This window comes from Neobacillus sp. 114 (assembly GCF_030127045.1).
In the GTDB taxonomy this organism is placed as follows: Bacteria; Bacillota; Bacilli; order Bacillales; family Cytobacillaceae; genus Neobacillus; species Neobacillus rhizophilus.
The window spans coordinates 1652353-1665359 of sequence record NZ_CP126144.1 but is presented as its reverse complement, the minus strand read 5'-3'; the positions used below and the strand labels follow the sequence as shown (position 1 = coordinate 1665359).

At 39.5% G+C, this 13007-nt stretch carries 10 protein-coding genes and 1 pseudogene; 4 read left to right on the top strand and 7 right to left on the bottom strand.

The features are described from left to right. Window positions 1-540: 540 nt before the first annotated feature. The gene (locus tag QNN06_RS08235) at window positions 541-1701 is read right to left on the bottom strand and encodes a Gfo/Idh/MocA family protein (RefSeq protein WP_217033056.1); all 1161 of its coding nucleotides are present in this window, start codon (window positions 1699-1701) and stop codon (window positions 541-543) included. A gap of 469 nt (window positions 1702-2170) precedes the next feature. Between QNN06_RS08235 and QNN06_RS08230 the strand changes: the two are divergent. Next, window positions 2171-2339 (top strand): annotated as a pseudogene (locus QNN06_RS08230) (transposase); the annotation flags it as partial. A gap of 299 nt (window positions 2340-2638) precedes the next feature. On the opposite strand, the gene gndA reads toward QNN06_RS08230, so the two are convergent. Further along, entirely contained in the window at window positions 2639-4051 is a 1413-nt protein-coding gene (gene gndA / locus QNN06_RS08225; protein WP_213116772.1) for an NADP-dependent phosphogluconate dehydrogenase, read from the bottom strand. A gap of 104 nt (window positions 4052-4155) precedes the next feature. Beyond that, window positions 4156-5559, bottom strand: coding sequence for a glucuronate isomerase (uxaC, locus tag QNN06_RS08220; RefSeq protein WP_284037394.1), 1404 nt, complete (start codon window positions 5557-5559; stop codon window positions 4156-4158). 234 nt (window positions 5560-5793) lie between these two features. On the opposite strand from uxaC, the gene QNN06_RS08215 reads away from it, so the two are divergent. Next, a complete protein-coding gene (locus QNN06_RS08215) occupies window positions 5794-6978 on the top strand; it encodes an ROK family transcriptional regulator (RefSeq protein WP_284037393.1) in 1185 nt (394 codons plus the stop codon). A 157-nt stretch (window positions 6979-7135) separates the two neighbouring features. Here QNN06_RS08215 and QNN06_RS08210 read toward each other — a convergent pair whose 3' ends face one another. Then, entirely contained in the window at window positions 7136-8542 is a 1407-nt protein-coding gene (locus QNN06_RS08210; RefSeq protein WP_284037392.1) for an MFS transporter, read from the bottom strand. A gap of 327 nt (window positions 8543-8869) precedes the next feature. Here QNN06_RS08210 and QNN06_RS08205 point away from each other — a divergent pair, with 327 nt between their 5' ends. Both QNN06_RS08205 and QNN06_RS08200 read left to right on the top strand, forming a co-directional pair. Next, entirely contained in the window at window positions 8870-9535 is a 666-nt protein-coding gene (locus QNN06_RS08205; protein ID WP_213116776.1) for an FMN-dependent NADH-azoreductase, read from the top strand. A gap of 173 nt (window positions 9536-9708) precedes the next feature. Continuing rightward, window positions 9709-10860, top strand: coding sequence for a GGDEF domain-containing protein (locus QNN06_RS08200; RefSeq protein WP_213116777.1), 1152 nt, complete (start codon window positions 9709-9711; stop codon window positions 10858-10860). 39 nt (window positions 10861-10899) lie between these two features. Here the strand turns inward: QNN06_RS08200 and QNN06_RS08195 are convergent, their stop codons facing one another. Genes QNN06_RS08195 through QNN06_RS08185 form a run of 3 tightly spaced genes read right to left on the bottom strand, consistent with a single transcriptional unit; the run spans window position 10900 to window position 12872 of the window. Then, a complete protein-coding gene (locus tag QNN06_RS08195) occupies window positions 10900-11223 on the bottom strand; it encodes a cupin domain-containing protein (RefSeq protein ID WP_249366449.1) in 324 nt (107 codons plus the stop codon). Window positions 11224-11248: 25 nt separating this feature from the next. Further along, window positions 11249-12232, bottom strand: coding sequence for a sugar kinase (locus tag QNN06_RS08190; RefSeq protein WP_284037391.1), 984 nt, complete (start codon window positions 12230-12232; stop codon window positions 11249-11251). Then, a complete protein-coding gene (locus tag QNN06_RS08185) occupies window positions 12219-12872 on the bottom strand; it encodes a bifunctional 4-hydroxy-2-oxoglutarate aldolase/2-dehydro-3-deoxy-phosphogluconate aldolase (protein ID WP_284037390.1) in 654 nt (217 codons plus the stop codon). Before QNN06_RS08185 ends, QNN06_RS08190 begins: the two co-directional genes overlap by 14 nt. Between the last annotated feature and the right edge of the window lie 135 nt (window positions 12873-13007).

The window sequence follows — 13007 nt, the reverse complement described above, 5'->3', positions numbered from 1 at the left end:
AAAAATTTACATGTACGGCCTTTTTTCAAGATCTGTTACGTAGTGTAATCCCTTTCAAATTATTTCAAAAAGGAGATGTAAACCACCATTCATTTTAATTTGTTTATCAAACTAACAAATTCATTTGTATCATATCACTATCGTTATTTTACGTCAATTTATTTGCGAAAGTGTACTCTTATTTTTGGTGATCCAATAACGGATTACAGTGTTTGTAGTTTTTGAAATTTATCTGCACCTTGTACCCCCTGAAAAACGGAGAAAAACAGCGAAATACTGAGAAAAAGGTAGATGAAGTACGCTTTCAGTATCCTTGTTTTCGTTTTCATCTCGAATGTTTCCGTTTTCAGCCGCTTTGTAAAAATCCTTCCATTCCCTGATAATGAGAGTATCAAATCACTAGGAGGAAATAAAACATGAAAAAGCTTATTAAAACAGTTGTTGAGTTAATCGAAAAGCACGGAGAATTCGTACCATTCGATTCATCAGAACCAGTAAAAACCAATTCACAAAAATAATGTGTGAATTGGTTTTTATTTTTTATTTCTTTATAGGATACTTATTTTCTTCTGAAATTCTTTTATTTAATTCTGCCAAAAACAATTCTTCATCGACTGGTAATTCCACTTCTTTCCCCAACCAAGTTGAGAGATGCATGGCGTTTGCCAGTTCCACTTGATTAATCCCATCATTGCAAGGGGCAAGTAAAGGCGTGTCTTCAAGGATACTTGAGGCGAAATTTTCCATTGCAGCGGTATGTTGTCCACCCCAGACAGAATTAAACTCCAAAACTTCTTCCTTGTAAATATCTCCAAGATACCCGTGTTTGAAAATATTTGCCACTTCCTCCTGGGTCAACGAAGCGCTCATTTCAGATTCTGACTTGTAAAGCCGTTTGATCGTAACTTTTTTACTGTCATCGACAACGATTTTTCCTTTGTCACCTAATATTTCAAAACGGTCCGTCCCCATCACATCATGTGTACAAGCAATAAATACACCCGTTGCTCCATTCCCATAATCAAAAACAGCGGTAACATCATCTTCCACCGCTATATTTCGTTGATAGCCAAACTTGACATTAGAATATACTTTTTTCGGCATGCCGCAAATCCATTGAAATAAATCAAGCTGGTGTGGCGCTTGGTTAACCAGGATCCCGCCGCCTTCACCGCCCCAGGTTGCTCTCCATTCGTTTTGTTCGTAATACCCCTGCGGCCGCCACGAGGTTGTAATCATCCAGTTTGCCCGGCGAATGCCGCCAATCTCGCCATTATCAATAATCTCTTTTACCTTTTGGTAAAGCGGGTTTGTTCTCTGATTAAACAATATACCAACTTTTATTTCGGGTTTTGCTGCCGCAATTTCGTTTAATTCTTTTACCTGCTTCGTATAAATTCCGGCAGGTTTTTCAATTAATACATGTACATCTCTTTTAATTGCTTCAATCCCCATCTCCGGGTGAAGATAGTGCGGTGTACAAATAATGACAGCATCAACATTTCCGCTTTCAAGCAACTCTGTATAATCTTGATAAAATGGGACACCCGGGAACTTCTCGGCAGCCATTTCCTTTTTTGTCGCGCTTGTGGCACATAGGGCTCCAAGGACCATGTTTTTCACTTTTCCGGCAGATATAAATTCGGCATATGCATTGCCTTGTGCCCCTAAGCCAATGATCCCTACTTTCACTTGAACCATGTTTAATTTCCCCTCCTATTAAGAATGACATTTAATTTGTTAACTAAACATATATTTATTTTAAGATAGCTGCCACATAAAGAAAAGACATTATTCTACTTTGTTTACAACAAAAGCCGGCCTAAATGGCCGACTCAGGCTGTCGAGAAACTATCGACAACCTTTTATTTTACTCATTTTCTTTAAGGATCGACCGCGTTAATTTGAATATCATTTATATAAAGCTTTTTAACAAGTCTGTTGATTGGCGCTCCAGGCACTTCGCTTTCCGCGGGCGTGCAGGGGAGCCTCCTCATCGCTTCGCTCCTGCGGGGTCTCCCCTGCCCCGTACTCCCGCAGGAGTCTTCGTGCCTTCCGCGCCAATCAACAGGTGTATTCAATTAAGTCCTTCAACTCCAATAAAAATAAGTGTTAAATTTAATGGTTAAGCCCATAAGAATATAGCCAAAGTGAATATGAATTTGTTTCTATTGATGGATTGGTTCCAAATAACCACCTTCTTCGCTTGATTGACAAATATATTGAATTCTCGTTTCTTCTTGAAAAAATTCGTCCTTTTTATAGTGAGGACAATAGCCGCCCATCTGATCCCTCTTCTTTTTTATATGGTGGTTATAGGGTATTTTTTTGTTTTTCGTGTGTTGCAATCCTTTAGGTCGAATTGCATCCTTGTTGATTGGAGCGGAGGGCACTCGACTCCTGCGGGATATAGAGGTCACTGGAGACCCCGCAGGCGCCAAAAGCGTCGAGGAGGCTCCAGGAGCTCCCCGCGGAAAGCGAGTGCCTGGAGCGGAAATCAACAGGCCTGTTAGCAGGGATAAACAATAAAAAGTTTGGTAATTTAGGTTTGGACAAAATAAAAAATTGCCGAGAAAAATACCCTTTCTCGACAATCTGAGCCGGCCTAAATGGCCGACTTTTACATTTATTTATCTTCCTATTCCATCCAGTTTGTATGGAATACTCCCTCTTTATCAACACGTTGATAAGTGTGAGCACCAAAGTAGTCCCGTTGTGCCTGTAATAGATTCGCAGGAAGTGTTTCCGTACGGTAGCTGTCATAGTAAGCAATTGCGCTTGCAAACGATGGTACCGGAATACCGCGTTCAATTGCCAAGGATAGCACTTGACGTAGTGATTGCTGATAGCCTTCAACAATTTCCTTAAAGTAAGGATCAAGTAAAAGGTTCGCTAATGCTGGGTCACGATCGTAAGCGTCTTTAATTTTTTGCAGGAATTGGGCACGAATGATACAGCCGCCGCGGAAAATCATCGCGATATCGCCGTAACGAAGGTTCCAATCGTACTCTTCAGATGCTGCACGCATTTGCGCGAAGCCTTGAGCGTAAGAGCAAATTTTACTCATGTATAATGCCTTGCGAACCGCTTCAATCAACTCTTCTTTATTGCCCTCAAATGGTTTTGCCTCTGGTCCATTCAACACTTTACTTGCCTTTACACGTTCTTCTTTCATTGCTGAAATAAAGCGCGCAAATACAGATTCAGTAATAAGCGGAAGCGGTACACCTAAATCTAAAGCGTTTTGGCTTGTCCATTTACCGGTACCTTTTTGGCCGGCAGTATCCATGATGACATCAACCATTGGCTTTCCAGTTTCTTCATCCACTTTTGTAAAAATGTCAGCGGTAATTTCAATTAAATAACTGTCTAGTTCGCCTTTATTCCACTCGGCAAATACTTGATGAAGCTCCTCTGCATTTAAACCAAGGACATTCTTAAGGATAAAGTATGCTTCACAAATTAGCTGCATATCGCCGTACTCGATGCCATTATGAACCATTTTCACATAGTGTCCAGCACCATTTGGACCGATATACGTACAGCATGGGTCACCTTCCACTTTTGCAGAGATAGCTTCTAAAATCGGTTTGACAAGCTCATAAGCTTCCTGTTTACCGCCAGGCATAATCGAAGGTCCTTTTAATGCGCCTTCTTCCCCGCCGGATACGCCAGTTCCGATAAAATGGTATCCTGCTGTTGCTAGTTCCTTATTCCGTCTGATGGTGTCCTGGAAGAAGGTATTTCCGCCATCGATAAGAATATCGCCTTCCTCAAGATATGGCTTTAAAGAGTCAATTGTGGCATCGGTAGCAGTACCTGCTTTAACCATTAATAAAATTTTGCGAGGCTTTTCTAAAGAGTTAACAAATTCCTCGACAGTGCGGGCACCAACAAAGTTTTTACCCTCTGCTTCATTTTTCAAAAATTCCTCTGTTTTTTCGTAGGATCTGTTAAAGACTGCAACAGAATAACCTCTGCTTTCAATATTTAAAGCAAGATTTTTCCCCATTACAGCTAATCCAACTACACCAATTTGTTGCTTTGACATATTACAATCTCCCTCCGTTTATCGGTTTGGGCTCGTGGGCACCATTAATATACCATTCATAATAGCGGTTTAAGTAAAGAACATCAAGAAAGGCATTTTCTAACTTATCGCTGTAAGAAATACTTTTCTGCATTGTGATAGCCAATATTTCTAACCATTTGCTCCATGAACTCCTGATTATTTGGCGCTAAGCCTCTTTCCACCCATTCTCCAAGAATGTTGCAGAGGATTCGACGGAAATAATCATGCCTTGCGTAAGATAGGAAACTGCGGGAATCTGTTAGCATACCAATAAAGTGGCTTAATAGCCCAACGTTTGCGAGATCCTTCATTTGTCTTTCCATTCCATCGATATGATCGAGGAACCACCATCCTGAACCAAATTGAACCTTACCCGGGATACCCTCTTCATAAAAATTACCCATCATGCCAGCAAGAACAACATTATCCTTCTGATTTAGATTAAACAATACTGTTCTTGGCAATGCATTCTGTACGTCAAGAGCATCAAGAAAGCGGGAAATGCCTTCAGCAAAATTAGTTTCACCGACAGAATCAAAACCTGTATCAGGACCAAGCAGATTTTTCATTTTCGTATTATTGCTGCGCATGGCGCCCATATGAAGCTGCATGACCCATTGTTTTTCCGCATACATTTTTCCAAGCTCCGTCAATAGGAACGCTCTATATAGAGTGATTTCTTCTTCATTAAGCTCTTCACCGTTGAACCGCTTATCAAAAATTGGTGAAATCTCTTCTTTTGTCGTTTGAACATATTCCATTTTTTGAATATCATGGTCAGATGCCCGGCCGCCATTTTCATGGAAGAAATCAACCCGCTGTTTTAATGCTTGTAAAAAAGAATCTAAAGAGTCCACCTTGATCCCGGATACTTCAGATAAACTTTCAAGCCAAGTTTTAAAGGTTGGACGCTCAATGAAAAGCGCACCGTCAGGACGGAAAGTAGGCGCAATAATGGCCTTAAACGTTTCATCCTTCTTCAACAATTGGTGGTATTCAAGAGTTGAAACTGGGTCATCAGTAGTACCGATAAATTTTACATTAGATCGTTCAATGAAAGCTCTTGGCATGAATTCCGGCTTCTCGAGTTTTTCATTGCACTCGTCAAAAATTTCACGTGCGGTTTCCGGACTAAGAACCTTCTCGATTCCAAAAAACATTTTTAATTCCATATGTGTCCAATGATAAAGCGGGTTGCCAATTAAATGAGGCACTGTTTCCGCCCATGCAGCAAACTTCTCCCAGTCATCAGCGTCGCCGGTAATGAATCTTTCGCCAATACCATGCATACGCATTGCCCGCCATTTATAATGGTCGCCGCCAAGCCAAACCTCCGTAATACTACGATAAGGTTTGTTTTCCCAAACCTCTTGGGGATTTAAATGGCAGTGAAAGTCAAAAATCGGCAATCCCTGTGCGGCAGTTTCATAAAGTCCCTTAGCTGTTTCGGTATTTAATAAGAAATGACTATCTAAAAAAGCTTTCATTCTATTCCCTCCCAATAGTAAAGCTTTAGCTGTAAACCCTTTCAATTGTGCTAAAAAATTTAAAAAATACATATAGTTTAATTTGATTTGTTTATTAAACTAATTAAATACAAGTATAAATTATCACGTTTATCTAAATTCGTCAATGAAGGAAATCAATAATATGTTTTTCCGCCATTTAATAATTTGATATAATAGAAATGCTTATAAAAGTGTATAAAATGGAGGAAATCAATGATTACCGGTGATGCGGCATATATAAAAAAAATAAATCGTTCCTTAATCATTAAGGAAATTGTAAAAGCAGGAATGATTTCCCGCGCAGATATATCCAAGGTTACTGACCTGACGAGAGCTACCATCTCCGCCCAGGTTGCTGACCTTTTGGATGAAGGACTGATTATTGAGACACAGCTAGAGCATTTTTCTGTCGGAAGAAAGCCGATTATGCTTTCATTAAACAGCAAGGCAGGCTATGCCCTTGGGATCGACCTTGATTATGGTCAAATATCTTTTACCTTATCAGACCTGCTAGGTCATCCTGTTACATCTACTATTATTAAAATAAATACAAAAGACTATGCAGAGATTCTTCTTATATTAGTTGAACAAATAAAAAAATTCAAAGCAGAATACACTGAAAGCCTCTACGGTATTGTCGGAATTGTCATTGCCATCCATGGCCTTGTTGGAAAGGACGAAGTGGTTCATTTTGTACCACGGCTTGGATGGGAGGATATTCATTTAAAAACCGATCTTGAAAATGAAATTGATATCGATGTTTATCTTGAGAACAATGCCAACCTAAGCTCTTTTGCAGAACGGGTATTTTTCCACCATGAAACAGATAACCTGCTCTGTGCCACTCTCTATTCTGGAATTGGAATGGGAATGATGATGAAAGATGACTTTTTCCGCGGGCATGACGGCTATGCTGGTGAGATTGGCCATATGATTGTTGTCCCAGAAGGCAGGCCATGCAACTGCGGCAATAAAGGATGCTGGGAGAAATACTCTTCTGAATCAAGTGTATTCGAGTATCTGTCTGAAAAAAGACAAATGAAAAACCTTACCTATGAGGATATTCAAAAATGGCTTGATGAAGGTGACCAGGAAGTACACGAGCTGCTGGAACAGTTACTCTACTATCTCTCCATCGGCTTAAATAATATGATTAATATTTACAATCCTGATGTCCTTGTGCTAGACAGTGAACTTCTAAGGATGTATCCGGATGCTCTTGATAAAATTAAGCAAAATTTACATTCGTCCATTAGTCATTACCGTGAGTTATCCATATCTTCAATTGGGAAAAAGTCTTGCGTATTAGGTGCATGTGCCCTTGCGATTAAACATTTCCTTAGTGTTCCGATGTTGAATTTACCATTTGAACAGCAGGATAATGAAACCGTTTCCTAAAAATGAGATGATTGTCGAGAAAGTATTTTTCTCGGCAATTTTTGTTTCTGCTAATAGGTCTCCTGTTTAAAAGCCTTTCACGTTAAAAAAGGGTATTGTTTTTTGCACAAAAAAAAGAAGATAGCTAAGTTCCCTTAACTATCTTCCATCATTCATATTAAGAAGCTTTTCTCTTTTCAGCTAAATCAATAGCAAGCTGTTGTGTCTTTTTCTTATTTAATGGATAAAGGAATACAAGAATTAAAAAAATCACGATTAGGATAACTGCCGGAACCAATGTACCAAGTGTATGAATTCCACTCAATGTTTCCTGTGTTTGCGCCTTAAGAGTAGCGTTATATCCAACTGATGCAATCGCAAATCCGCCAATACCACCGGCAATCGCCTGACCGACCTTACGGGCAAAGGAATAGATCGAGTAAACAGTTCCATCTTCACGCAATCCTGTCAGGTATTCATGATAATCGATAACGTCAGTCACAAACGCCCAAACAACTAAGTTAAACAATCCATACCCAAACATGGCAATCGCTAAAATTCCAATAAATTGGTTTGCATTTAGGTTTGGAAGCAGGTATAAAACTCCATATACAACTGCAGCAAGTAACAAGCCAGCAGCGGCAACTTCTTTTTTCCCGAATTTAGATACTAATGGCTTAACCATTGGCATTCCAACAAATACTGCAACGGATTGAAGAAGCCCAACCATACTCAATGCTTTTGCATTGCCAAAGTAATCTTTAAATAAATATACGTTTACTGTACCAATTAACATAAAGGTAATCATAAATGCCAAGGATGCGATAAGGATCCATAACAATGGTTTATTTTTCGCAAGACCTTTTAATGTCTGCCCTAAATTCATTTTTTCCTGTTTTGTTTCAGTCATTGTAATACGTTCTACTGACATTTTGTAGCAGGCCATATAACAAGCAATGGCAAGCACACCAAAAATAATGGCCCCTAATAAAAAGTGATTGGCATCAGCCTTATTATTGACAAACAGAATCATTGGGCCAACTACGTTAATGATTAAACCAGCCAAGTTTGCTCCTAATGTTCTCCAACTTGATAAAGATGTACGTTCAACCGGATCACTTGTAACAACGGAAGCCATTGAACCATATGGAATATTAACCGTACTATATAATGTTCCCCATAAAATATATGTTACAAAGGCATATGCTTCATAAAATCCTGTTGACATTCCCGGAATGTGTACAAACATTAACACACCAGTGATGACAAGCGGAAATGACATTCTGAAAATCCATGGTCTGAATTTGCCGTTTTTCCCTGCTTTTCTTGTGTCAATAAAACGTCCCCAAGAAACATCGGCTACGGCATCCCATAGGCGCGCAACTAAGAAAAGGGTTCCTACGAATGCAGGATTAAGACCATAAACATCTGTGTAATAGACCATTAAGAAAGATGCTACTAAAATAAAGAAGAAATCGTTTCCAAAATCACCAAACAAATAACCTAATTTATCTCTCATTCCAAAAGGACGAACTGCTGCTTTTTCTACAAATTCTGGTGCTTTCACTTTGGCACTTTGAGCCATGTTTCTTCCCTCCATAGTCCTTTATTTGTAATCCTTTTCATAAATGTTTAAAAATATTTAGTTCATCTCGAGATTGGTTTATCCTTCCATTAATTTGTTTAATGAACTAACAAATTAATTTCTGTATAAGTAGAATATCACCCTCGACTTTTTTCGTCAATAACTTTATGTAAGCGTTATAACAAAAAAATGTTTCCAATTCATAACTGCTGAAAACTATAATAGACACCTAATGTTCAAGAACTTCACCTATTGTTCAAAATTGAGCAAAGTAAATTCCTTATAATAGAAGTAATGAAATCATTTAAACAGATGGGTTGTGTGTTGATGGAGAAATTACTTTATATTACCGCAAATCCAAAGGGTCTTGAAAAATCAAAAGGGTTGCAAATTGGAGAGGCCTTTCTCGAATCCTTTTTGAAGGAAAGGCCGGATGTAGAAATTAAGAGAATGGATTTGTTCCAATTAGATTTTGTCCAAATGGATGCTGATTTAGTGTTTGCACGCGGGAAATTAGCAGGATATGGCTATACAATGGACCAGCTTTCAGAGACCGAAAGGGAAAAAATCCTCAAAATGCACGCTCTTGCAGATGAATTTATTGGATTTGACTACTATGTCTTTGTTTCGCCATTATGGAATTTAAATTCACCGGCGGTCTTAAAAGCATTCCTCGATAATCTGTTTATTGCGGGAAAAACCTTCACCCATACTCCTAACGGACCAAAAGGATTATTATCAGGGAAAAAGGCGATTCACATTCAAACCCGTGGCGGCCAATATACAGGTTCCCCTATTCAGGAATTAGAATCTGGAGATCGTTATTTAAAAATTGCTCTTAATTTCCTAGGGATTGAAGTCATGGATAGTGTCATTGTTGAGGGCTTGGACCTTTATCCGCAAAAAGTCCCGGAAATTGTTGCCGCTGCCAAAGAAAAAGCTCGTATAGCCTCGAAGGAACTAGCTGGTATTCCCCTGCCTGTCATCCTATAAAAAAAATGGCTTCCCTTCTATTGGGAAGCTATTTTTGTATAAAAATTTCCCGGAAAATGTCGGAGGCTTATTGCTTATTTCTTTGTTTTTTGTCGAAATTTCCCTTATTGTAGTATAATCGGATTATAGGAACGAACCACTCCTGACCAAAAGAACACACCGGAGATATATGAATGTTTAAAGATTTTGTTTCAAATACAGCCATGTTAGTATCCTCCTTTTATGTAATGGGGCAATTATTTAAAAATAGACCATTACTGGCTACTTCACCATTATCCACTAAACTATATTGGGGAATTTCTTATGGTATCCTGGGAAACATACTAATGATTTTCAGTATTAAAATTTCAACTACAACCATTGCAGACCTCCGCCATCTAGTGATTGTTCTTGCCGCAGCATTCGGCGGATTCATTCCCGCGATGGTCGCTTCTGCCCTAATTGTAATAGGGAGATTTCTGCATTTCGGTTATAGTGATGCAGCCCTTTTTGCTTCTATTGGAATGCTGTTCATAGGAATCATAAGCAGCGGAATCGCAAGATTGAATTATAATTTAACAATTAAAGCTTTTTTCATGAACCTGATAGGATTATTTATCCTAACAATTGTTTTTACCATCAATATTGAAGATCCGATTGTTTTAAAAAAATTATTAATCATGCATTATATTTTTTCGTTAACGGGCGGATTTATCGCCTATCATTTTTCTGTCTTTATCGCCCATTCAAATGAAAACCAAAGAAAATTAAAGAATAGTCTTATCGAACTGAAAGAAACACAGCATAAATTGGAAAAATCCAATGAAAGATTAAATCAACTCTCTTATGTAGACGGATTAACCGGTGTGGGGAATCGCAGATATTTTGATACGAAACTGGAAAAGGCGTGGCTTCATGCTCAATCGAATCAAGTCCCGATTTCTTTACTAATGTTTGATATTGATTTCTTTAAAAAATATAATGATACCTATGGCCATCTTACTGGTGATTATTGCTTGCAAACCATTGCCCAAGCTATTAAAAATCTCGTAACGGAAGATTCAGGCTATACACTCTGCCGTTATGGAGGTGAGGAATTCAGCCTCATCATGCCTGCAGCAAACCAGGAAAATGCCGAACAATTTGCCGCACAAATCAAGAAAACAGTTAAGGAACTAAATATTCCTCATATTAATTCAGAAATAGCAGAAACCGTCACCTTAAGCATCGGGAGCGCCTCATTTATACCTGGTCCGGCAGCCAAACCGGAGGATTTGATTCGGTTGGCAGATGAGGCCCTTTATACTTCAAAAACAAAAGGCAGGAACACGATTTCCGTTTTATAAAAAAAACCGGGCAGCAGAAGCCCGGTTTTTTGATTTAAATCATAGAAAATCTTCACGCTGAGGTGTAAAAACATCCAATATAATCGAGTCATCTTCAAGCGCTTTAACACCATGTAAAGTATTTGAAGGGATGTAGATGCTATCCCCTTTCACCACTCGCTGGACTTTTCCATCCAAATTGAACTCAAAACTTCCTTGAACAATATAACTTACCTGCTCGTGCGGGTGGGAGTGGATTGCACCAATTGCATCCTTTTGGAAACTTACTTCTGTCATCATCAGGCTTCCGCCCCTTCCCAAAAGCTTCCTTTTGGCACCTTCTCCTGCTTCCACAGAATTTTCCTTATTTCCAAAGTAAAACAAGTCAATCACCTCACTTATTACATGTTTATCTTGTAGCTTCTACCCTGCCTGCGATAATAGAATTGATCTCCTCAAGTGAAGGGTTCCCTTCCCAATCACCCTTAAATTGAGTTGCCAGTGCACCCAAAATATTGGCCCTGGTTAAGGCAATTTCTAGGGATACATGAGTCAAAGCAGCCTCATTATCTAAATACACAGAGAGGAACCCTGCTGCAAACGCATCTCCAGCCCCGACCGTATCAATGACCTGTGTGACTACATGTGGGGCTGCTTTAACAGAATCGCCGTTGATAAAGCCAATCGAACCTTCGGCACCAAGCTTCAAGACAACTACTTTCGGCCCCATTTGCAGAAAACTCTCGCCATATTCTTCAATGGATTGTTGACCTAAAAGGAACTCTGCTTCCTCCACGCCTGGCAGAAACACATCACATAACGGGATAAGCGAAAGTAAAACACTCCGCGCCTTCTCCTCACTCCAGAGCTTTCTCCGTAAATTGGGGTCAAAAGAAATGGTCAGTCCCATATCCTTGGCCATTTTCATTGCTTTTCGGATAGCTTCGGCAGCATTTTCACTTAAGGCCGGTGTTATTCCTGTAACATGCAAATGCTTGACACCATCAAACCACTCTTTTTGCACATCTTCTGGCTGAAGATTGCTAGCGGCTGAGTTTTTCCGATAATAATAAACGGTTGGATCCCCATAGCTTTTACTTTCTTTAAAATAAACCGCCGTAGGTTTTTCCACATCACGAAGGGCATAGGATACATCTACTCCCTCTCCGCCAAGTGTTGACAAAATATAGTCACCAAACGGATCTTTACCTAGTTTACTGACCCATCTAACCTTCTTGCCTAAACGCGTCAGGGTGATGGCAACATTTGATTCGGCACCTGCCAAGGACTTTGTAAACAGCGGCTCATATTTAATCCCTTTTTCTCCGATTGTTTGAAAAAGGACCATACTTTCTCCAATTGTCAGTACATCCGTACGGTTATTTGGCTGCATGTACCTGCACCTCTTTAGCTAGTCTAGTATACGCTGCAGCTAATTGTGTAATTTGCTCAAAATCACCTTTTTTAATTAACTCATTGTTTACTAGATTTCCACCGAGCCCAACAGCAATGGCTCCGTAGCCCAAAACCTCTTTGATATTGTCCAGATTCACTCCGCCGGTTACCATCATTGGAATATGGTTAAGCGGTCCTCTGATATCTTTAATATATTTCACTCCCATTGAGCCGACTGGGAAAACCTTAACAGCGCTTGCCCCGAGGCGATACGCCCGGACAATCTCTGTAGGTGTCAAGGTTCCTGGCCAAACTTCCACACCTTGTTCAAGCCCGTAAGCCAATACCTCTTCATCCAGATTTGGCGACACAAGATATTCCGCACCTGCCTGAACCGCTTCCTTTGCCATTTCAAGGTCTAATACAGTTCCCGCACCAATTCGTAATTGACTTCCAAATTTCCCTTTCAGATCATGAATCATGTTAAGGGCACCATCAGTGTTTAATGTCACTTCTAAAAATGAAATTCCGCCTGCTGCCAGGGCTTTGGCTGTCTCTTCACCGCTGCTGTTTGGAATGCCGCGAATAATCGCCACAATTTTTTCTTGCTTTAATAAAGAAACTAAGTTTTGCTCCATTGAAAACTGCCTCCATTACTGAGTTCTTTTTTCAGGTTTTATTTGTGAATCGAGCACTTTTATTTGCGATTTTACGAGTTTTTTTTGCGAATTCAACCCTAATATTTGCAATTTTGCAAGTCTTATTTGCGAATC

What these genes read in the sequence shown, in the direction of transcription:
- QNN06_RS08235 (WP_217033056.1), bottom strand. Translation starts at nt 1,701, where the DNA reads ATGGTTCAAGTGAAAGTAGGGATCATTGGCTTAGGGGCACAAGGCAAT.
- gndA (WP_213116772.1), bottom strand. Translation starts at nt 4,051, where the DNA reads ATGTCAAAGCAACAAATTGGTGTAGTTGGATTAGCTGTAATGGGGAAA.
- uxaC (WP_284037394.1), bottom strand. Translation starts at nt 5,559, where the DNA reads ATGAAAGCTTTTTTAGATAGTCATTTCTTATTAAATACCGAAACAGCT.
- QNN06_RS08215 (WP_284037393.1), top strand. Translation starts at nt 5,794, where the DNA reads ATGATTACCGGTGATGCGGCATATATAAAAAAAATAAATCGTTCCTTA.
- QNN06_RS08210 (WP_284037392.1), bottom strand. Translation starts at nt 8,542, where the DNA reads ATGGCTCAAAGTGCCAAAGTGAAAGCACCAGAATTTGTAGAAAAAGCA.
- QNN06_RS08205 (WP_213116776.1), top strand. Translation starts at nt 8,870, where the DNA reads ATGGAGAAATTACTTTATATTACCGCAAATCCAAAGGGTCTTGAAAAA.
- QNN06_RS08200 (WP_213116777.1), top strand. Translation starts at nt 9,709, where the DNA reads ATGTTTAAAGATTTTGTTTCAAATACAGCCATGTTAGTATCCTCCTTT.
- QNN06_RS08190 (WP_284037391.1), bottom strand. Translation starts at nt 12,232, where the DNA reads ATGCAGCCAAATAACCGTACGGATGTACTGACAATTGGAGAAAGTATG.
- QNN06_RS08185 (WP_284037390.1), bottom strand. Translation starts at nt 12,872, where the DNA reads ATGGAGCAAAACTTAGTTTCTTTATTAAAGCAAGAAAAAATTGTGGCG.